This window comes from Achromobacter xylosoxidans, from assembly GCF_014490035.1.
GTDB lineage: Bacteria > Pseudomonadota > Gammaproteobacteria > Burkholderiales > Burkholderiaceae_B > Achromobacter > Achromobacter bronchisepticus_A.
This window is the reverse complement of record NZ_CP061008.1, coordinates 1,410,453-1,429,718: the sequence shown is the minus strand read 5'-3', so window position 1 is coordinate 1,429,718 and position 19,266 is coordinate 1,410,453. Positions and strand designations below refer to the sequence as shown.

At 66.5% G+C, this 19,266-nt stretch carries 20 protein-coding genes and 6 tRNA genes; 23 read left to right on the top strand and 3 right to left on the bottom strand.

Annotated features, from left to right (window positions below):
* The first annotated feature begins 6 nt into the window (after positions 1 to 6).
* From yajC to secF, 3 genes are all read left to right on the top strand, one after another.
* A complete protein-coding gene (yajC, locus tag IAG39_RS06655; RefSeq protein WP_054451553.1) occupies positions 7 to 351 on the top strand; it encodes a preprotein translocase subunit YajC in 345 nt (114 codons plus the stop codon).
* Positions 352 to 462: 111 nt separating this feature from the next.
* On the top strand, positions 463 to 2,343 hold the full coding sequence (gene secD / locus IAG39_RS06650) for a protein translocase subunit SecD (RefSeq protein WP_059380232.1): 1,881 nt from the start codon (positions 463 to 465) through the stop codon (positions 2,341 to 2,343).
* 53 nt (positions 2,344 to 2,396) lie between these two features.
* Positions 2,397 to 3,332 (top strand): protein translocase subunit SecF, encoded by a 936-nt coding sequence (secF, locus tag IAG39_RS06645; protein WP_054451555.1) that lies wholly within the window; start codon positions 2,397 to 2,399, stop codon positions 3,330 to 3,332.
* A gap of 45 nt (positions 3,333 to 3,377) precedes the next feature.
* On the opposite strand, the gene IAG39_RS06640 is transcribed toward secF, so the two are convergent.
* Positions 3,378 to 3,713: a hypothetical protein gene (locus tag IAG39_RS06640; protein WP_124260389.1), complete on the bottom strand. Its 336-nt coding sequence runs from the start codon at positions 3,711 to 3,713 to the stop codon at positions 3,378 to 3,380.
* 120 nt (positions 3,714 to 3,833) lie between these two features.
* Between IAG39_RS06640 and IAG39_RS06635 the strand changes: the two genes are divergently transcribed.
* The 5 genes from IAG39_RS06635 (at position 3,834) to IAG39_RS06615 (ending at position 6,663) form a co-directional block, all read left to right on the top strand.
* Positions 3,834 to 4,148: an ArsR/SmtB family transcription factor gene (locus tag IAG39_RS06635; RefSeq protein ID WP_118933863.1), complete on the top strand. Its 315-nt coding sequence runs from the start codon at positions 3,834 to 3,836 to the stop codon at positions 4,146 to 4,148.
* Positions 4,145 to 4,504: an SRPBCC domain-containing protein gene (locus IAG39_RS06630; protein WP_118933862.1), complete on the top strand. Its 360-nt coding sequence runs from the start codon at positions 4,145 to 4,147 to the stop codon at positions 4,502 to 4,504. Before IAG39_RS06635 ends, IAG39_RS06630 begins: the two co-directional genes overlap by 4 nt.
* Positions 4,505 to 4,548: 44 nt before the next feature.
* Positions 4,549 to 5,154, top strand: a complete 606-nt coding sequence (locus tag IAG39_RS06625) for an ATP-dependent Clp protease proteolytic subunit (RefSeq protein ID WP_054451559.1) — start codon at positions 4,549 to 4,551, stop codon at positions 5,152 to 5,154.
* A gap of 70 nt (positions 5,155 to 5,224) precedes the next feature.
* Positions 5,225 to 5,902, top strand: coding sequence for a VOC family protein (locus tag IAG39_RS06620; RefSeq protein ID WP_118933861.1), 678 nt, complete (start codon positions 5,225 to 5,227; stop codon positions 5,900 to 5,902).
* 50 nt (positions 5,903 to 5,952) lie between these two features.
* Positions 5,953 to 6,663 (top strand): alanyl-tRNA editing protein, encoded by a 711-nt coding sequence (locus IAG39_RS06615; RefSeq protein ID WP_118933860.1) that lies wholly within the window; start codon positions 5,953 to 5,955, stop codon positions 6,661 to 6,663.
* A gap of 44 nt (positions 6,664 to 6,707) precedes the next feature.
* Here IAG39_RS06615 and IAG39_RS06610 read toward each other — a convergent pair whose 3' ends face one another.
* The gene (locus IAG39_RS06610; RefSeq protein WP_118933859.1) at positions 6,708 to 7,469 is read right to left on the bottom strand and encodes a phosphatase PAP2 family protein; all 762 of its coding nucleotides are present in this window, start codon (positions 7,467 to 7,469) and stop codon (positions 6,708 to 6,710) included.
* Positions 7,470 to 7,637: 168 nt separating this feature from the next.
* On the opposite strand from IAG39_RS06610, the gene miaB reads away from it, so the two are divergent.
* The 5 genes from miaB to lnt all read left to right on the top strand — a co-directional run bounded on the left by miaB (position 7,638) and on the right by lnt (position 13,224).
* Complete coding sequence (gene miaB, locus IAG39_RS06605; RefSeq protein ID WP_118933858.1) at positions 7,638 to 9,071, top strand: tRNA (N6-isopentenyl adenosine(37)-C2)-methylthiotransferase MiaB; 1,434 nt, start codon at positions 7,638 to 7,640, stop codon at positions 9,069 to 9,071.
* Positions 9,068 to 10,093 (top strand): PhoH family protein, encoded by a 1,026-nt coding sequence (locus IAG39_RS06600; protein WP_059380239.1) that lies wholly within the window; start codon positions 9,068 to 9,070, stop codon positions 10,091 to 10,093. The genes miaB and IAG39_RS06600 overlap by 4 nt, the downstream gene beginning before the upstream one ends.
* Positions 10,083 to 10,556 (top strand): rRNA maturation RNase YbeY, encoded by a 474-nt coding sequence (ybeY, locus tag IAG39_RS06595; RefSeq protein ID WP_059380240.1) that lies wholly within the window; start codon positions 10,083 to 10,085, stop codon positions 10,554 to 10,556. The genes IAG39_RS06600 and ybeY overlap by 11 nt, the downstream gene beginning before the upstream one ends.
* A gap of 152 nt (positions 10,557 to 10,708) precedes the next feature.
* Positions 10,709 to 11,599, top strand: a complete 891-nt coding sequence (locus tag IAG39_RS06590; protein ID WP_118933857.1) for an HlyC/CorC family transporter — start codon at positions 10,709 to 10,711, stop codon at positions 11,597 to 11,599.
* Positions 11,596 to 13,224 (top strand): apolipoprotein N-acyltransferase, encoded by a 1,629-nt coding sequence (lnt, locus tag IAG39_RS06585; protein ID WP_118933856.1) that lies wholly within the window; start codon positions 11,596 to 11,598, stop codon positions 13,222 to 13,224. Before IAG39_RS06590 ends, lnt begins: the two co-directional genes overlap by 4 nt.
* Positions 13,225 to 13,231: 7 nt before the next feature.
* Here lnt and IAG39_RS06580 read toward each other — a convergent pair whose 3' ends face one another.
* Positions 13,232 to 14,287, bottom strand: coding sequence for an aldo/keto reductase (locus tag IAG39_RS06580; protein WP_118933855.1), 1,056 nt, complete (start codon positions 14,285 to 14,287; stop codon positions 13,232 to 13,234).
* On the opposite strand from IAG39_RS06580, the gene IAG39_RS06575 reads away from it, so the two are divergent.
* From IAG39_RS06575 to IAG39_RS06530, 10 genes are all read left to right on the top strand, one after another.
* Positions 14,286 to 14,531 carry a hypothetical protein gene (locus IAG39_RS06575; RefSeq protein ID WP_124260388.1) on the top strand — a complete coding sequence of 82 codons (246 nt, stop codon included), beginning with the start codon at positions 14,286 to 14,288 and terminating at the stop codon, positions 14,529 to 14,531. The two genes, IAG39_RS06580 and IAG39_RS06575, sit on opposite strands and share 2 nt — an antisense overlap.
* 112 nt (positions 14,532 to 14,643) lie before the next feature.
* Positions 14,644 to 14,719 (top strand) — tRNA-Ala (locus IAG39_RS06570).
* 39 nt (positions 14,720 to 14,758) lie between these two features.
* Positions 14,759 to 14,834 (top strand) — tRNA-Glu (locus IAG39_RS06565).
* Between the two features lie 64 nt (positions 14,835 to 14,898).
* Positions 14,899 to 14,975: transfer RNA gene (locus IAG39_RS06560), tRNA-Asp, on the top strand.
* Between the two features lie 103 nt (positions 14,976 to 15,078).
* A tRNA-Ala gene (locus IAG39_RS06555) sits at positions 15,079 to 15,154 on the top strand.
* A gap of 39 nt (positions 15,155 to 15,193) precedes the next feature.
* Positions 15,194 to 15,269, top strand: a tRNA-Glu gene (locus IAG39_RS06550).
* 71 nt (positions 15,270 to 15,340) lie between these two features.
* Positions 15,341 to 15,417: transfer RNA gene (locus IAG39_RS06545), tRNA-Asp, on the top strand.
* Between the two features lie 214 nt (positions 15,418 to 15,631).
* Positions 15,632 to 17,125: a PAS domain S-box protein gene (locus tag IAG39_RS06540; protein ID WP_118933854.1), complete on the top strand. Its 1,494-nt coding sequence runs from the start codon at positions 15,632 to 15,634 to the stop codon at positions 17,123 to 17,125.
* A gap of 246 nt (positions 17,126 to 17,371) precedes the next feature.
* The gene (bioB, locus tag IAG39_RS06535) at positions 17,372 to 18,391 is read left to right on the top strand and encodes a biotin synthase BioB (protein ID WP_118933853.1); all 1,020 of its coding nucleotides are present in this window, start codon (positions 17,372 to 17,374) and stop codon (positions 18,389 to 18,391) included.
* Positions 18,388 to 19,263 (top strand): EamA family transporter, encoded by an 876-nt coding sequence (locus tag IAG39_RS06530; RefSeq protein WP_165867922.1) that lies wholly within the window; start codon positions 18,388 to 18,390, stop codon positions 19,261 to 19,263. The genes bioB and IAG39_RS06530 overlap by 4 nt, the downstream gene beginning before the upstream one ends.
* The last annotated feature ends 3 nt before the right edge of the window (positions 19,264 to 19,266 follow it).

Genomic DNA, 19,266 nt, shown 5'->3' with positions numbered 1-19,266 from the left:
AATTCAATGTCCGTTATCGATACCGCCAGCCTCGTCGTGGCTCAGGCCGCAGCCCCCGAGGGTAACGCGCTGATGGGCATGCTGCCCATCATCCTGATGTTCGTGATCCTCTACTTCCTGATGATCCGTCCCCAGATGAAGCGCCAGAAGGAACACCGCAACCTGATCGCCGCCCTGGCCAAGGGCGACGAAGTGGTCACCGCCGGCGGCATGCTCGGCAAGGTCACCAAGGTCAACGACAGCTACGTCACCGTCGAAGTCTCCGAACTGGCCGACAAGCCCGTCGAAGTGATCATGCAGAAGTCCTCGGTCTCGACCGTGCTGCCCAAGGGAACCATCAAGGCCCTGTAAGCGTCCCACAGGAGCCCCCATCGGGCTCCTGTTGCTTGATGGCCCTGTCGCCGCCCGCCGCGCTTGTCGCCCGGGCGGCCCTTTCATCACTTTTACATGAAGTAGCCGGCAATGAACCGCTATCCCCTTTGGAAGTACATTACGGTCCTGGTCGCGGTCATCATCGGCCTGCTGTACACGCTTCCCAACTTCTACGGCGAATCCCCGGCCGTCCAGGTTTCCAGCGCCAAGGCCACGATCAAGGTCGATCCCGCCATGCTGAGCCGGGTCGAACAGATCCTGACCGACGCCAAGATCCCCAATGAAGGGGTCTATTACGAACAGAACGGCACGCTCGGCACCGTGCGCGCCCGCTTCACGTCGACCGACCTGCAGTTGCAGGCGCGCGACCTGATCGACAAATCCCTCAACACCGTCGCCGGCGACCCCCACTACACGGTCGCGCTGAACCTGCTGCCCGCCTCGCCCGCCTGGATGCGCGCCCTGGGTTGGTTCGCGCCCAAGCCGATGTACCTGGGCCTGGACCTGCGCGGCGGCGTGCACTTCCTGCTGCAAGTGGACATGCAGGGCGCCCTGACCGCCCGCTACGACTCCCTGGCCGCCGACGTGCGCTCCGTGCTGCGCGACCAGAAGGTCAACGTGGCCGGCGTCGAACGCTCGGGCCTGGCCATTGCCGCCACCTTCGCCGACACCGACGACCGCGACCGCGCCATCTCCACCCTGCGCAGCCGCCTGCCCGACCTGGAGTTCACCGAGCGCACGGAAAACGGCAAGCCGTTGCTGATGGCCGCGCTGAACCCGGCCGCCGTCACCCGCGTGCAGGACTCCGCGCTCAAGCAGAACATCAACACGCTGCATAACCGGATCAACGAACTGGGCGTGGCCGAACCGGTCATCCAGCAGCAAGGCGCCGACCGCATCGTGGTGCAGCTGCCCGGCGTGCAGGACGTGGCCAAGGCCAAGGAACTGCTGGGCCGCACCGCCACGCTGGAAATCCGCATGGTCGACGACTCCCCCGCCGCGCAGGCCGCGCTGCTGGGCGGCAGCGTGCCTTTCGGCCTTGAACGCTACAACGACCGCGACGGCCGTCCCATCCTGGTCCGCCGCCAGGTCATCCTGACCGGCGAAAACCTGCAGGACGCCCAGCCCGGCCGCGACTCGCAGACCCAGCAGGCCGCGGTCCACCTGACGCTGGACTCCAAGGGCGCCCGCATCTTCCGCGACGTCACCCGCGACAACATCGGCAAGCGCATGGCCATCCTGCTGTTCGAAAACGGCAAGGGCGAAGTGGTCACGGCTCCGGTCATCCGCGGCGAAATCGCCGGCGGCCAGGTGCAGATCTCGGGCAGCATGAGCTCCGAAGAGGCCGCCGACACCGCGCTGCTGCTGCGCGCCGGCGCCCTGGCTGCGCCCATGTCCATCATCGAGGAACGCACCATCGGCCCGAGCCTGGGCGCGGACAACATCGCCAAGGGCTTCTACTCGACGCTGTACGGCTTCCTGGCCATCGCCGCCTTCATCATCCTGTACTACCACCTGTTCGGCGTGTTCTCCACGATCGGCCTGACCATGAACGTGCTGCTGCTGCTGGCGCTGCTGTCCATGCTGCAGGCCACGCTGACCCTGCCGGGCATCGCGGCAATCGCGCTGACGCTGGGCATGGCCATCGACTCGAACGTGCTGATCAACGAACGGATACGGGAAGAGTTGCGCGCCGGCGCCAGTCCGCAACAGGCCATCCATCATGGCTTCGAGCGCGCCTGGGGCACCATTCTCGACTCGAACCTCACCACGCTGATCGTGGGCCTGGCGCTGCTGGCCTTCGGTTCGGGCCCGATCCGGGGCTTCGCGGTGGTGCACGTGCTGGGCATCCTGACCTCGATGTTCTCGTCGGTGGTGGGCGTGCGCGCGCTGGCCAACCTCTGGTACGGCCGCAAGAAGAAGCTCACGTCGATCTCCATCGGTGAAGTCTGGAAACCGAAGACCAACTGAACATGAGCGCGGGCGGCCCGGCCGCCCGCCACAGATAAAGCCTAAGGCGAAAAATGGAATTTTTCCGTATTCACCGCACCATCCCGTTCATGCGCCACGCGCTGGTGCTGAACATCATCAGTCTCGTCACATTCCTGGCGGCTGTTTTCTTCATCGTCACGCGCGGCTTCCACCTGTCGATCGAATTCACCGGCGGCACGGTCATGGAAGTCAACTACGCTCAGACGGCGCAGCTTGAAAACGTGCGCGGCGTGGTCTCCAAGCTGGGCTACACCGACTTCCAGGTGCAGAACTTCGGCACCTCGCACGACGTCATGATCCGCCTGCCGCTGCAGGAAGGCCAGACCTCGGCCACCCAGAGCGAAACCGTCATGGCCGCGCTGAAGACCGCCGATTCCGGCGTCGAGCTGCGCCGTGTCGAGTTCGTGGGCCCGCAAGTGGGCCAGGAGCTGCTGCACAACGGCCTGATGGCCCTGCTGGTCGTGGTCATCGGCATCATGGTCTACCTGGGCTTCCGCTTCGAATGGAAGTTCGCCGTCGCCGGCGTGATCGCCAACCTCCACGACGTGGTGATCATCCTGGGCTTCTTCGCCTTCTTCCAGTGGGAATTCTCGCTGTCGGTGCTGGCGGGCGTGCTGGCGGTGCTGGGCTACTCCGTGAACGAATCCGTGGTCATCATGGACCGGATCCGCGAAAACTTCCGCAAGTACCGCAAGGCGGACGTGCACGAAGTCATCAACAGCGCCATCACGCAGACCATCTCGCGGACCATCATCACCCACGGTTCCACGCAGATGATGGTGCTGGCCATGCTGTTCTTCGGCGGCCCCACCCTGCACTACTTCGCCATGGCCCTGACCATCGGCATCTGGTTCGGCATCTACTCGTCGGTGTTCGTGGCCGCGGCCCTGGCCATGTGGCTGGGCGTCAAGCGCGAAGACCTGGTCAAGCCGGTCAAGAAGGAAGGCGAGGAAGGCGAAGCCGCCTGATCCGTTTCCGCTTGAAGAGAAACCCGCCGCATTGCGGCGGGTTTTTTATTGCGCGGCGCTTGCCGCCTTGCGCCTGGCCAGGAACCGCAGGGCCAGACCGCCGGGAACCACGGCGAACTGGAGCAAGCCGGCGTAGAGCCAGGCCCAGGTCCAGCGGAAACGCCACGGAATGAATTCAGGCACCCCGTTGTCGTCGAAATACGGGTCATGAATGACCAGCGCCAGGCCGCCCAGATACGAAAGCACAAGACATCCCGCCACGAACAGCCACCGCCGCGTGGCCGGGGCCGTCCAACCATGACGGCGGCCGTGCACGGCGCTGGCCGCCAGGCTGATCAGCAGGCTGGCCGCGAACAAGACGGGGAATAAAAGAAAAGCCACGGCATCGCTCCCGGCTGCAGGTCCGGCGCCATTGTGCCAGCCGCGATCGCAAACGGTTCGCGGACGCGCACAGGATGCCTTCCGCTTGACCAATACATAAGTATTGACTAATGTATTGTCATGCTCGAGAACGACATCTTCAAGGCGTTGGCCGATCCGACCCGCCGCGCCATCTTCGAAAAGCTCGCCACCGGCGGCATGAACGCCAGCGCCCTGCGCGTGGGCATGGAGATCAGCCAGCCAGCCATGTCGCAGCACCTTTCCGTGCTGCGCAAGGCGCGCCTGGTGCGCGAGGAAAAACAAGGCCGTTTCGTGAACTATGAAGTCGACCCCGACGGACTCGCGCTCATTGCCGGATGGCTGGCGAAGTACCGCGCCTACTGGCCGGCCCGCATCGAAGCCCTGAACGCCCTGCTCAAGGACATGGACCAATGAAGCCGACCGCGCCGCAAGACCCGCCCCAGGACATCGTGCTCGAATACGAACTCGACGCGCCGCCCGAAAAAGTCTGGCGCGCCATCAGCATCCCCGAATTCCGCGAACAATGGCTGCCTGGACGGGCGCTGGCCAGCGCCGAACCCGCGGACGCGACGCCAGCTGAAGAAATCCGATACCGCATGCGCGACGAGGAACCGCCTTTCCTCGAAAGCCTGGTGACCTTCCAGATCCGGCCCGTCGCCGACGGCCGCACGCTCCTGCGCATCATCCACGCGCTGGACGACGCGCGGCTGGAGCGCCGCGGGCGCCTCGCCGCCAACGACGCCAGCCCCTTCCTCATGCGCGCCGCCTGAACCCGGCCCAAGCGCAAGGCAATCGCAACCCAGGAGATTCGTCCATGCAGGACGTGATGCAATACGTACCCATGGTGGTCGAGCAATCCGGCCGCGGCGAGCGGTCCTTCGACATCTATTCGCGGCTGCTGCGCGACCGCATCATCTTCCTGAACGGCGAAGTCAACGACTCGGTGTCGGCGCTGGTCTGCGCCCAGCTGCTGTTCCTGGAATCCGAGAACCCGACCAAGCCCATCCATCTCTACATCAACTCTCCTGGCGGGGTCATCACCAGCGGCCTGGCCATGTACGACACCATGCAGTTCATCACCGCGCCGGTGCACACGCTGTGCATGGGTACGGCGCGCTCCATGGGCTCGTTCCTGCTGATGGCGGGTGAACCCGGCGAACGATGCGCGCTGGCCAATGCCAGCGTGCACGTGCATCAGCCTTTGGGCGGCTTCCAGGGCCAGGCCTCGGACGTGCTCATCCACGCCGAGGAAATGCGCAGGACCAAGGACCGCGTCACGCGCGTCTACGCCCAGCACTGCGGACGCAGCTACGAAGACGTCGAGCGCACACTGGACCGCGACTGCTACATGAGCGCGGAAGAAGCGCTGGAATGGGGCTTGATAGACCGGGTGCTGAAGCGCCGGGACCTGGGCGTCTGACACTGTACCGCCGCCCCCCGTCGCGCTGTACGGGTACGGATCCGCGCGGATTCGCTACCATAGCCGCACCATGAAACTCGTCATCGATCACCTCGTCATCGCCGCCGCGGACCTGGACAGCGGCGCCGAATACGTCGCCGGACTGCTCGGCATCGCCCCCTCGGGCGGCGGCGCGCATCCGCGCATGGGCACCCACAACCGGGTGCTGGGCATGGCCGGCGGCATCTACCTTGAAGTCATTGCCATCGATCCGCAGGCCCCGGCGCCTGCGCGGCCGCGCTGGTTCGGGCTCGATCAGGACGCCGTCCGCGCCCGCATCGCCCAGGGCCCCTACCTGGCGCATTGGGCGGCACGGGTCGAAGCGCCGCAGGATCTGACCCGCATGCAGGCCGAGCATCCCGCGCGCATTCCTCCCGCCATCCCCATGGAGCGCGGCCATTTGCGCTGGCGGCTGACGGTGCCGGACGATGGCAGCCTGCCCGCCTGGCGCGAAGCCGGCCACGCGGCTGGCGACGGCCTGCTGCCCACGCTGATCCAGTGGGACGTGGCCGACTACCCCGGCGTCAGCCTGCCGCGCCAGGACCTCGTCCTCAAGCAACTTTCCGGCAGCCATCCGCAGGCCGGACTGCTGCGCCAGGGGCTGGCCTGGCTGGGCGCGGACCACCTGATCCAGCTGGAACAGACTGACGGCCCGCCGCGCCTGAGCGCGCAGATCGAAACAGCCGACGGCCTGAAGATCCTGGCCTGACTGTCCGCCCCGCCTTGCAAAAAAACCCAGAACATCCGGAGACCCTTTACATGCATTCCACCCGCAAGCGTTTCGACGAAGACCCTTATCTGGACCGGTGCGAGGCCACCGTGATCGCGGTCAGCCCCGAGGGCGTCGAACTGGACGAGACCGTCTGCTACGCGCGCAGCGGCGGCCAGGCGGGCGACAGCGGCACGTTGACATTGGCCGACGGCCGCGCACTGGCGCTCACCGACACCGTCTACGCCGAAGACCGCAAGCGCATCCTGCACGTGCTGGAAGGCGACATCGCGCCGCAAGTGGGCGAGCGCGTTTCGGTGGCCATCGACTGGCCGCGGCGCCACCGCCTCATGCGCCTGCATACCTGCCTGCACCTGCTGGGCTCGCTGGTGCCCGCGCCGGTGACCGGCTGCAATATTTCGCCCGATTCCGCCCGCATCGACTTCGACCTGCCCGAATCCACGCTGGACAAGGCCGACCTGACCGAACGCCTGAACGCCCTGATCGACGCCCGTACCGGCGTCAGCATCAACTGCATCACGCCCGAGGAACTGGCCGCGCAACCCGATCTGGTGCGCACCATCGGCGCCGCGCCCCCGGCAGGCACGGCCAGCATACGCATCGTCGAGATCCCCGGCGTGGACCGCCAGCCCTGTGGCGGCACGCACGTGGCCAACACGGGCGAAATCGGCGCCGTAGCAGTCACCAAGATCGAAAAGAAAAGCCGCACGAACCGGCGCGTGGTGGTGAACTTCGCGTAAGCCGCCGCCTGAAGCCGGCTCATGGCCGGCCGCCTGGACCAGGCTTACTTCTTCCACCAGCGCCAGGGCGCGCGCAGAGGCCATTGGTAGCTGGCGCCCAGCACCCGGGGCGCCAATACGTGCCCGACCAGCACCGCGATACCCGCGGCCGTCATCACGTCCGACAGATAGTGGTCCAGGTTGACCAGCCGGCTCATCGCCACCAGCGCCGCCAGCAGCAGGAAGACCCAGCGCCAGCGCGGCGCCAGGATGCCCAGCACCACCGCCACGGCAAATGCCGCATAGGTGTGGCTGGAAGGGAAGGAGTTGTACAGCTGGGCACGGGAGAAAGACTCGCCCAGCCCGTAGATGCCCTTCTCGAAGAAGAGCTCGGGGCGCGCCCGCGCCACCGAACGCTTGAGCACCAGCACCACCAGCCCGCCGACCGCCATGGTCGACAGCATCAGCAGGCTGCCGCGCGCCATGCTGGCGTAGCTCATGCGCACCGGGTTGCGCCAGCCGCGCGCCAGGCCGACCAGGCCGATCACGTAGAAGGCCAGCGCCACGCCGATATAGGGGCCGCTTTCGCCGAGTTCGCCGATCCATTCGAAGGATTCGTTCACGCCTTCGGACACCGACTGCTTGATCCACACCGCCAACGGCAGGTCGACCCATAACGCGCAGGCGCTGGCGGCCAGCGCCAGCGCGCAGCCCAGCAGCACCCAGGTCAGAGCGGAAAACGGGTTGCGGAACTGGTCGGGCGCGGAACCGGCCGCGGCGTCGGATACGGGAGCGGCCGCCGAAGGCGTCAGGGGGTTGCTGTTCATCGGTACCGCTGTCGGGAAATGAGAAATATTCTGGACTGTGGAATCAGCCCGGCACGCTATCGTAACGGCCTGCGCGCGCCAGACCAAGAAGCAAATTCGGGCAAGGGTTAAAATCCCGGGTTTCCTACCATTCTGCCCCCGGGATCTACACCCGTCACGGCGACCATCATGCAAGAAACTACCCTCAAGCGCGCCGACGCCGCGCCCGACGGCGCCAACGCCGCCCTCCCCGCCGCCGACGCCGGCTCCCCCCGCAAGCTGTACATCCGCACCTTCGGCTGCCAGATGAACGAGTACGACTCGGACAAGATGGCCGACGTGCTGCGCGGCGACCAGGGCCTGGAGCTGACCGACAACCCCGAAGACGCCGACGTCATCCTCTTCAACACCTGTTCGGTGCGTGAGAAGGCGCAGGAAAAGGTCTTCTCGGACCTGGGCCGGGTGCAGCACCTGAAGAAAACCAATCCCAACCTGGTGATCGGCGTGGGCGGCTGCGTGGCCAGCCAGGAAGGCGAAGCCATCGTCAAGCGCGCGCCCTACGTGGACGTGGTGTTCGGTCCGCAGACGCTGCACCGCCTGCCGGACCTGATCAAGCGCCGCCGCGACGAAGGCCGCTCGCAGGTGGACATCAGCTTTCCCGAGATCGAAAAGTTCGACAACATGCCGCCGCCCCGCGTGGACGGCGCCACGGCGTTCGTCTCCATCATGGAAGGCTGTAGCAAGTACTGCAGCTTCTGCGTCGTGCCCTACACGCGCGGCGAGGAAGTCTCGCGCCCCTTCGAGGACGTGCTGGTGGAAGTCGCCGACCTGGCCGACCAGGGCGTGAAGGAAGTGACGCTGCTGGGCCAGAACGTCAACGCCTACCGCGGCCGCATGACGGACAGCGACGAGATCGCCGACTTCGCCATGCTGCTGGAATACGTGCACGAAATCCCGGGCATCGAGCGCATCCGCTACACCACCTCGCACCCCAAGGAAATGACCCAGCGCATGGTGGACGCCTACGCCCGCCTGCCCAAGCTGGTGTCCTTCCTGCACCTGCCGGTGCAGGCCGGCAGCGACCGCGTGCTGGCGGCCATGAAGCGCGGCTACACCACCCTGGAATTCAAGTCCGTGGTGCGCCGCCTGCGCGCCGCCCGCCCGGACCTGACGCTGTCCTCGGACTTCATCGTGGGCTTCCCCGGCGAAACCGAGGAAGACTTCGAAAAGACCATGAAGCTGATCGAGGACGTCGGTTTCGACACCTCCTTCTCGTTCGTGTATTCGCGCCGCCCGGGCACGCCCGCCGCCGACCTGCACGACGACACGCCGCAGGACGTGAAGTTGCGCCGCCTGCAGCGCCTGCAGGCGCTGATCAACGAGCAGGCGGCCACGATCGCCCGCAACATGGTCGGCACGCGCCAGCGCCTGCTGGTCGAAGGCCCCTCGCGCCGCGACCCGAACGAGCTGATGGGCCGCACCGAGAACAACCGCATCGTGAACTTCGCCGCGCCCGCGCGGCTCATCGGACAAATGGTCGACGTCATCATCACCGAAGCGCACACCAATTCGCTGCGCGCCCGGGTCGCCGACGTGGACCGCACTCCCCAAGAGGCCGAATGACCACTCCCCGCTCCCGCGCCCGTCGCAGCATGCCCATCGTCGTCACCCTGGACGGCGACAACACCCATCTGGCCAACCTCTGCGGCCCGCTGGACGAAAACCTGCGGCAGTTGGCCGACGGCATGAACGTCAAGCTCTCGCGCCGCGGCAGCCGCGTCACCATCGAAGGCGAACTGGCGGAGCTGGCCGGCCGGATACTGCGCCGCTTCCACGAGCAGGCCGTGCACCGCGCCCTGTCGGTCGACGACATCCAGCTCGGGCTGGTGGAGATCGGCGTCGGGCGGCAGGAACAGGAACTGAAGGAAGAGCAGGCCCGCGAGGCCGACCCGCTGCCCGCCCTGGACGACGAAAGCGACAGCATCGCCCTGCGCACCAAGCGCAGCGACCTGCGTCCGCGCACGCCGCGCCAGCGCGACTACCTGAACAACATCCTCAAGCACGACATCACCTTTGGCGTCGGCCCCGCCGGCACCGGCAAGACCTGGCTGGCCGTGGCCTGCGCCATCGACGCGATGGAGCGCGACACGGTGCAGCGCCTGGTGCTGACGCGTCCCGCGGTCGAAGCCGGCGAGCGCCTGGGCTTTCTGCCCGGCGACCTGGCGCAGAAGGTCGACCCGTACCTGCGCCCGCTGTACGACGCGCTGTACGACCTGATGGGCTTCGAGAAGGTGCAGCGCCTGTTCGAAAAGCAAACCATCGAAATCGCGCCGCTGGCCTATATGCGCGGCCGCACGCTCAACCATGCCTTCGTCATCCTGGACGAGGCGCAGAACACCACGCCGGAACAGATGAAGATGTTCCTGACGCGGATCGGCTTCGGCAGCAAGGCGGTCATCACCGGCGACCCGTCGCAGGTGGACCTGCCGCGCGGCCAGGATAGCGGCCTGGCGCATGCGGTGAAGGTGCTGCACGACGTGCAAGGCATCGCCACCACCCGATTCACCAGCCGAGACGTCGTGCGCCATCCCTTGGTCGCCCGCATCGTCGACGCCTACGACCGCGCCGCCGAAGATGAAGCCTGAACTGTCCCTGTCCGTGCAATACGGCGTCGAGGAAGCCCGCCTGCCCCGCTGGCGCCTGCGCCGCTGGGCCGAACGCGCGCTGGCGGGCGCGGCCGAGGACGGCCTGGTCACGTTTTCGGCCGCGGAACTGAGCCTGCGGCTGGTCGGCGCGGCCGAAGGCCGGCGCCTGAACCGCGACTTTCGCGGCCGCGACTACGCCACCAATGTGCTGACCTTCGAATATGGCGTGGATCCGCTGGGCGTTGCGCGCGGCGACATCGTCATGTGCGTGCCGGTGCTGGTGCGCGAGGCCCGCGAACAGCGCAAGGCGCTGCTGGACCACGCCGCCCACCTCACCATCCACGGCGTGCTGCACGCGCTGGGCTACGACCACATCAAGGCCCGCGACGCCAAGCGCATGGAAGCCCTGGAGACCGCCACGCTGGCCGCCATGCGCATCGCCGATCCTTACGTCGAGGCATGACGCGGCACTCGGGTCAACCCTGAGAAATTGGCTGAAAATGGCGTCCAGCAAGGCGCAGATGGCGGCGGTTCCCCTCATTTTGGGGACCGCCGTTACAAATTGCAGGCCAGTATCGGTTATGCTGGCCCCTCCATAACTTGTCCTCCCGGACGATGTCTGACCCTTACCCTGCTCCCGAAGCGACGCCTGCTCGCTCCTCCAAACCCGCCGCCAAATCCCTTCTAGACCGCCTGCTTTCCCTCGTGCGCCGCGAGCCCGAGGACCGCGAAGGCATCAAGGCCGTTCTGGAAGCCGCGCACGAACGCCAGCTGCTCGACGCGGAATCCTACAAGATGATCAAGGGCGCGCTCGCCGTGTCCGAAGGCACCGTGGGCGACATCATGGTCCCGCGTTCGCGCATGGATCTGCTGGACGTCACGCAGCCCATCCCCTACCTGGTGGCCTCGGTCATCGAGACCGCCCACTCGCGCTTCCCCGTCTACGAGGGCGACCGCGACAACATCATCGGCATCCTGCTGGCCAAGGATCTGCTGCGCTGCATGCTGGAACCCGGCATCGAAGTGCGCACGCTGGTGCGGCCCGCGGTGTTCATCCCCGAATCCAAGCGCCTGAACGTGCTGCTGCACGAGTTCCGCGCCAGCCGCAACCACCAGGCCATCGTCATCGATGAGCATGGCGGCATTTCCGGCCTGGTCACGATGGAAGACGTGCTGGAACAGATCGTTGGCGACATCGAAGACGAATTCGACGAAACCGAGGAAGACTCGATCTTCCCCGAAGGCGAAAACCAGTGGCGCGTCCTGGCCGCCACCGACATCTCGCACTTCAATGAAGTGTTCGGCTGCCAGTTGCCCGACGACGAGTACGACAGCGTCGGCGGCTGGATGGGCGGACAGCTGGGCCGCATCCCGCGCCGCGGCGACACCGCCGAATTCGACGGCCTGCGCCTGGAAGTGGCCCGCGGCGACGCGCGCCGCGCCATCTGGCTGCGCGTCAAGCGCAACGCCCCGTCCCAAGCCTCCCGCCCCTCCGACGAAGCATGACCCAAACCCCGCGCAGCCGTAATCTGCGCGGCGCCGCCGGCCTGGTGCTGGCGGGCGCCGCGCACGCCTTGACGTTCTCGCCCGGCCCCCTGCCGGATTGGGCGTTGGCGGTGACCCAGGTCCTGATGCTGGCCATCGCCGCGCGCGTCACCCTGTACGCGCCTTCGGCCAAGCAGGCCTGGCTGCGCGGCTGGCTGTTCAGCTTCGCTAGCTACTCGTTGGGCTTGTACTGGATTTTCATCAGCCTGCACCGCTACGGCGACCTGGCCGCGCCGCTGGCCGTGGCCGCGGTGCTGGCGCTGTCGGCCTTCCTGGCCCTGTTCCCGGCCGCCGCCAGCGCGCTGGCGCGCCGCTACGCGCCGCTGGAGCCGGGCTCTCCGCCCTCCCGCATCCTGTCGGGCACGCTGGCCTGGGCCGCGATGTGGGCCGCGTTCGAATGGCTGCGCGCCGTGCTGCTGACCGGCTTTCCCTGGCTCAACATCGGTTACGCGCAGGTCGATAGTCCCATCGCCGGCTGGGCGCCGCTGCTCGGCGTGCATGGCATGGCTTTCCTGGCCGCCTTCGTCGCCGCGGCCCTCGCCAGCTTGTGGCAGCCCTCGCGCAAGAGCGGCACCGGCTCGCGCCACGCCCTGGCCGCCGGCATCGCGCTGGCCCTGGCCGCCGCCGGCTGGCCGCTGTCCCGCATCGACTGGTCCACGCCGTCCGGCGATCCGCTGAACGTGCGCCTGGTCCAGGGCAACATCGGACAATCCCAGAAATTCGACCCCGCCCTGCTCGACCAGAGCCTGACGCGCCACCTGGACCTGGCCGCCATGCCGCCGGCGCCGGGCGTGCCCGCGCCGCAGCTGATCATCCTGCCGGAAACCGTGCTGCCGATTTTCCAGGACCAATTGGATCCGCGCGTCTGGGCGGTCTGGCGCGACCTGGCCGCCCAGCGCAACGCCACCATCGCCATGGGCGTGCCGCTGCACGACCGCGTCGACGGCCGCGACCGCTACACCAACAGCGTCATGGGCTTTGACGGCAATACCCCGGTCGAACAGCTCGTGGCCGGCAGCACCGCCATGCGCTACGACAAGCGCCACCTGGTGCCCTGGGGCGAATACGTGCCGCCCGGCTTCCACTGGTTCGTGGACATGCTGAACATTCCGCTGGGCGACTTCGACCGCGGCGCGGTGCGGCAGACGCCCTTCGCCGTCGGCGGCCAGCACATCGCATTCAACATCTGCTACGAAGACCTGTTCGGACCCGACCTGCTGCCCGCGCTGCAGCCCGGCCCCAACGGCGAACCGGGCGCGACCATACTGGTGAACGTCAGCAACCTGGGCTGGTTCGGCGACTCCTGGGCCTTGCGCCAGCATCTGCAGATCGGCCGCCTGCGCACCATGGAAACGGCGCGGCCGATGCTGACCTCCACCAACACCGGCATCACCGCCGCCATTGACGCCAAGGGCCGCGTCGCGGCCCAGCTCGCGCCGCTGCAGGCCGGCGTGCTGCCGGTGGCCGTGCAAGGCATGACGGGGCTGACGCCCTACGCGCGCTTCGGCGACAAGACGGCGCTGGCCCTGATCGGCCTGGCGCTCATCGCCGCGTTCGGCAGCGGCCGCAAGACGCGCCGCGCCTGAGGCGTCTTCAGGCGAACAGATTGGCCGGCAGCGCGCCGCTCTCCTCGGGCGGGCGCAGCGGCCCGCTGCCGGCGCCGGTGCGCTCGATCGCGTCCGCGATGGCGTCCATATCCTCGCCATCCAGTTCCAGCGACGCCGCGCCCAGCAATCCATTCACCTGGGCCGCGTTGCGGGCGCCCACGATCGCGCCCGTCACGCCCGGCCAGGCCAGGGTCCAGGCCGCTGCTACCGCCGCAACCGTTGCGCCGTGGCGTTCGGCGATGGGCTTGAACGCATCGGCCAGCGCCAGGTTGCGTTCGATGCCCGGAGAGGCGAATTCCGCGTTGCGCGCGCGCCAATCATCCGCCGGCAAGGCGCGGGCGCGTTCCACGCTGAAGGCGCCGGTCAATAGGCCGGACCCCATCGGGCTGTAGACGATCACGCCCGTGCCATTGCGCTCGCACCACGGAATCAGCTCCGCGCCCGCGGCGCGCTGAATGGCCGAAAACGGCGGCTGCAGCGTATCCACGTGGCCCAGCATTTCGGCCTGCTGCAGTTGCGCGAGATTGTGGTTGGACAGACCCACCGCCCTGACCTTGCCCTCTTGCTTCAGATCCAGCAGTTCCTGCCAGTACACCTCCAGGGGCGTGCCGTCGCCCGCCGGCCAGTGCATCTGATAGAGATCGATGCGCTCGACGCCCAGCCGGCGCAACGAGTCTTCGACTTCGCGCCGGATGCTGGCTGGCGCGCCGGTGCGCCGCGGCATCGCCTGGGGCTGCTCCGCCGACCAGGTCAGGCCGCATTTGGTGAACACGTAAGGCCGGGCGTCCGGCGTCATCTGCGCCAGCGCCCGGCGCACGATTTCCTCGGAATGCCCCAACCCGTACACCGCGGCGGTGTCGATCCAGTTGATGCCGCGCTCGACGGCGCGGCGGATCGCCGCCACCGAATCAGCATCGTCCTGCGGCCCCCAGCCCACCGCCCAACCGCTGCCGCCGATGGCCCAGGCGCCCAGCCCGATGCGGGTGATGTCCATGCCGCTCTGGCCCAGCGGCCGCGTGGGAAACGAAGTCTTGCTGCTCATGGCGATGTCCGTGCGTGCGGGTCCGGCGCAGAAAATTCTCCGGATCGGCGAAAAAATTTTTCGCTCACGATACCATTCTCACAAGTCTTTGATTTACTTGATTTCTGCATCAATCATGCTGGCCCGCCCTGAGCAAAAAAAAGAGCAAAATCGGGCGAAAATCGCCTTCCACCCCCCTTTTTTTCCCGACTTTTTTGCTTTTTGCCGCCAAGCGACTTGCACACCAAATTTAGTTCGTGCATAATCTCGTTTCTTCGCCAACGGCACTAAACAAAACCGGCAACGAACTACGAAAAAGCACTCGGTAAAACGTGTGTTCGATTTCGTAAAACGTTGAACGGGTTGATTAGAAAGACGGGGGTATAGCTCAGCTGGGAGAGCGCTTGCATGGCATGCAAGAGGTCAGCGGTTCGATCCCGCTTACCTCCACCAGTCAACGGCGAAGGATGCAGTACCAGTTTGCAAGTCCAAGTCCCCTTCGTCTAGAGGCCTAGGACATCACCCTTTCACGGTGAGTACAGGGGTTCGAATCCCCTAGGGGACGCCAGTTCTTCTGGCAGCAGTATGTAGTGATGCAGTTGAAGTGACAATGTAGTTGAGTACGCCGCTGCGGAGCGGTAGTTCAGTTGGTTAGAATACCGGCCTGTCACGCCGGGGGTCGCGGGTTCGAGCCCCGTCCGCTCCGCCAAAAGCTCTCGCTCAGAGTCTTTCAAGAGCTCCGTTTTCGGGGCTTTTTTGCTTTATATAGTGTGAGACCTTGTTGTCTGAAGTTTGGGACATCGAGGATCCTGGGGGGTATAGCTCAGCTGGGAGAGCGCTTGCATGGCATGCAAGAGGTCAGCGGTTCGATCCCGCTTACCTCCACCAGTAAGCAGTACGGTAGTAAAGTTGTTCTGTTTTGTTCAGGTCCCCTTCGTCTAGAGGCCTAGGACATCACCCTTTCACGGTGAGTACAGGGGTTCGAATCCCCTAGGGGACGCCAGTCTTTCTGGCATGTAGTACCAAACTGCCTTGACACCGCAGTGCATTGAAGAAGTCAGAGTAAACCGCTGCGGAGCGGTAGTTCAGTTGGTTAGAATACCGGCCTGTCACGCCGGGGGTCGCGGGTTCGAGCCCCGTCCGCTCCGCCAAGCACATCACGCAGTTCGCAAGCGCGCTAGCCTTGCCAGCCATAGAAAGCTCCGGTTTCCGGAGCTTTTTTGCATTTCTGCCCGCATCATCTGGCGGCAGCCATCTTCCCCGCCATCCCCCCTACGCTCAGACTCGTCCATTTCGCCATCTGGACAGGCTTTCAGTGCGCCTTCATTCTCTTTTCGTCGTGCCCCGCGAAAAGAAGAGGACTACGTGACCGCGAACGCCGCCGCTCCCCATCCGCACCGCCAGCATCTGCAACGCATCATCGCAGGCCTGAACGAAGGCATCATCCTGCTCGAAGCGGACGGCGCCATCGCCTGGGCCAATGCCAGCGCGCTCAGGCTGCATGGCGCCGATGAGCTGGATGAACTCGGCGGCACGCCAGCCGGCTACCGCAAGCGCTACAGCCTCAGCTACCGCAACCATCACCGTGTACCCGCGCGCCAATATCCGCTGGATCTGCTGGCTGCGGCCGAGCCGTTCGACGAACTGCTGCTGGACCTGGAACGCAAGGACGACGACGCGTTCCTGCGTAATGTGCGCGCCAGCGGCCTGAACCTGGACGGTAGCGACGGCGCCGACTACCGCGTCCTGATCCTGCATGACCAGACCGAGCAGATCAACGCCGAAGTACGCTTCGAGCGCGCCTTCGGCGCCAACCCCGCGCCCGCCCTCATCTGCCGCCTGTCCGACCTGCGCTATGTGAAGGTGAACCAGGGCTTCCTGGAGATGACCGGCTATGCGCGCGACGTCATCGTGGGCAAGTCAGCCTATGAACTGGACGTGCTGGACGGCGGCGACGACAAGGACAACGCGGTCGCCAGCCTCAACGAAGGACAGACCATTGCGCAACGCGAGGGCGTGTTGAAACTTGCAGACGGCAGCGTGAAATTCGTCATCGTCGCGGGCCAGCCCATCGACATGCAGGGCGAACCATGCATGCTGTTCACCTTCATCGACCTCGAAGCCCGCAAGCGCACGGAGCTGGCCTTGCGCGAAAGCGAGGAACGATTTTCCAAGACGTTCCGTCTGGCGCCCGTTCCCATGGCGGTCTGCGAGGGTGAGACCCTGCTCGCGCTGGACCTGAACGACGCCTTCGCCACGGCCGCCGGCGCCTCTGCGCAGGACGGCATAGGCCAGACGCTGACCGGATTGGGGCTCCAGCTCTCCGATGAACTGGAGGCCAGCCTCAAGCGCGGCGAAAGCGCCCGCAGCCGCGAGGTGGCATTGGCGGCCACGGACGGCAGCCGGCTGGATTGCCTGCTGTCGGCCGACCCCGTGACCCTCGGCGGCCAGCAACGCGTGCTGCTGGCGATCCAGGACATCACGGAACGCAAGCGCTCCGAGGGGGAATTGCTGACCGCGATCGAGGCTGTCATGCAGGACACCTCCTGGTTCAGCCGCAGCGTCATCGAGAAGCTGGCGCAATTGCGCGAGCCCGCGCCCGCGACGCGCGACGTGGCCGAACTGGCGCAGCTCACCTCGCGCGAACGCGAGGTGCTGAGCCTGATGTGCCAAGGCCACGACGACGAGGGCATCGCCCGGCAACTGAAGCTGTCGCGCAACACGGTGCGCAACCACGTGGCCACCATTTACAGCAAGATCGGCGTGCACCGCCGCAGCGCGGCCATCGTGTGGGCGCGGGACCGCGGCATTACCGGGCACGAGCGCGTGCGGACGCGGGACAAGCGGGCCAAGGGCTGATCCCCCTCTAAAAATTTACAATTAGATGCAAAATAATCGACACCTCGGCGTCCCCGAAGATGTCCGCCACTTAGTAGCCCGCACCCCCAAAAATCTTTCATTTCCCATAAAAACCAGCACAACAGGCTGCTAATTTCTGGTTGATGGCCTGCATTGCGCAAACCCTGCGCAGCTTCTTACGATCCGCCGATCCTGCCCTTGCCCGACAAGCGGCGCGATCCCCGCAAGACCGAAAGGAGCCCATCCATGCAGACCGCCTACGTCCCCGTCCCGACCATCGCCAAGCCGGCCGCCGCCCCCGCCTGGAGCGCCGCCGACATCATGGCGCTCTACGAGCTGCCGTTCATGGATCTGGTGTTCCGGGCGCAGCAGACGCACCGCGCCCACTTCGATCCGAACGCCATCCAGCTGTCCAGCCTGCTGTCGATCAAGACTGGCGGCTGTCCCGAAGACTGCGCCTATTGCCCGCAGTCCTCGCACTACGACACCGGCCTGGACGCCGACAAGCTGATGCCCCTGGCGGACGTGGTGGCCGCGGCCCGCAAGGCCCAGGAAGGCGGCGCGCAGCGCTTCTGCATGGGCGCCGCCTGGCGCAGCCCCAAGCCGCACCACCTGGAGGCAGTGGCCGAGATGGTCAGCGCGGTGAAGGCCCTGGGCCTGGAGACCTGCGTCACGCTGGGCATGCTGCGCGAAGGCCAGGCCGAACAGCTCAAGAGCGCCGGCCTGGACTACTACAACCACAACCTGGACACCTCGCCCGAGTTCTACGGCAAGATCATTTCCACCCGTACCTACCAGGACCGGCTGGACACGCTGGACCGGGTGCGCGACGCCGGCATCAACGTGTGCTGCGGCGGCATCGTCGGCATGGGTGAATCGCGCCGCGAACGCGCCGGCCTGATTGCCCAGCTGGCCAACATGGAGCCTTATCCCGAATCCGTGCCGATCAACAACCTGGTGCAGGTGGAAGGCACGCCGCTGGCCGGCGTGGAAGCCCTGGACCCGTTCGAATTCGTGCGCACCATCGCCGTGGCCCGGATCGCCATGCCGCGCGCCGCCGTGCGCCTGTCCGCCGGCCGCGAAGCCATGGATGACGCGCTGCAGGCCCTGTGCTTCATGGCGGGCGCCAACTCGATGTTCTACGGCGACGCCCTGCTGACCACCGCCAATCCGCAGATGGAAGCCGACCAGCGCCTGCTGCAGCGCCTGGGCATGCGCATCGACGCCGCCCAGCACACGCACCACGACGCCACGGCATGCCGTTGACGCCCGGCCTCCTCTACCTGCTGGCCAGCGTCGCCTGCAGCGTCACCGTGGCCGTGCTGCTGAAGCTGGCGCGGCGCTACCAAGTGGACGTGCGCCAGGCCATCGCCATGAACTATGCGGTGGCCGCCCTGCTCTGCTGGGCCGTGCTGCGCCCGGACCCGGCGACGCTGCTGACCCCGCAAACGCCGTGGCTGGTGCTGGCCGCGCTGGGCGTGCTGCTGCCCAGCGTGTTCCTGGCGATGGCGGCGGCCGTGCGCCATGCCGGCATCGTGCGCAGCGACGCGGCGCAGCGCCTGTCCCTGTTCATCCCGCTGCTGGCGGCCTTCCTGCTGTTCGGCGAACCGGTAAGCGGCCGCAAGCTGGCCGCGACGCTGCTGGCCGCCAGCGCCTTGTATTGCCTGCTGCGCCGTGCGCCCCGCGTGCAGGCGCCGGGCGAGGACACGGTGGCCAACAGCCGCGCCATGTGGCTGTGGCCGCTGGTCGTCTGGGTGGGCTATGGCGTCATCGACATCCTGTTCAAGCAGATGGCGCGCGCCGGCACGGCTTTCGCGGGCGGGCTGCTGCTGGCCTTCCTCATCGCCGGGGTGTTGATGCTCTGCTACCTGCTGTGGCGGCGGGTGCGCTGCCAGCTTCGGCACCTGGCCGCGGGCGCGGCGCTGGGACTGGCGAACTTCGGCAACATCCTGACCTACATCCGCGCGCACCAGTCGCTGCCCGAACATCCCGCGCTGGTGTTCGCGTCCATGAACATGGGCGTGATCACGCTGGGCACGCTGGTCGGCGCGCTGGCTTTCCGCGAACCACTGACCCGGCTGAACCTGCTGGGCATCGCGCTGGCCCTGGCGGCCATCGTGCTGATGGCGCCCTGGTAGGGG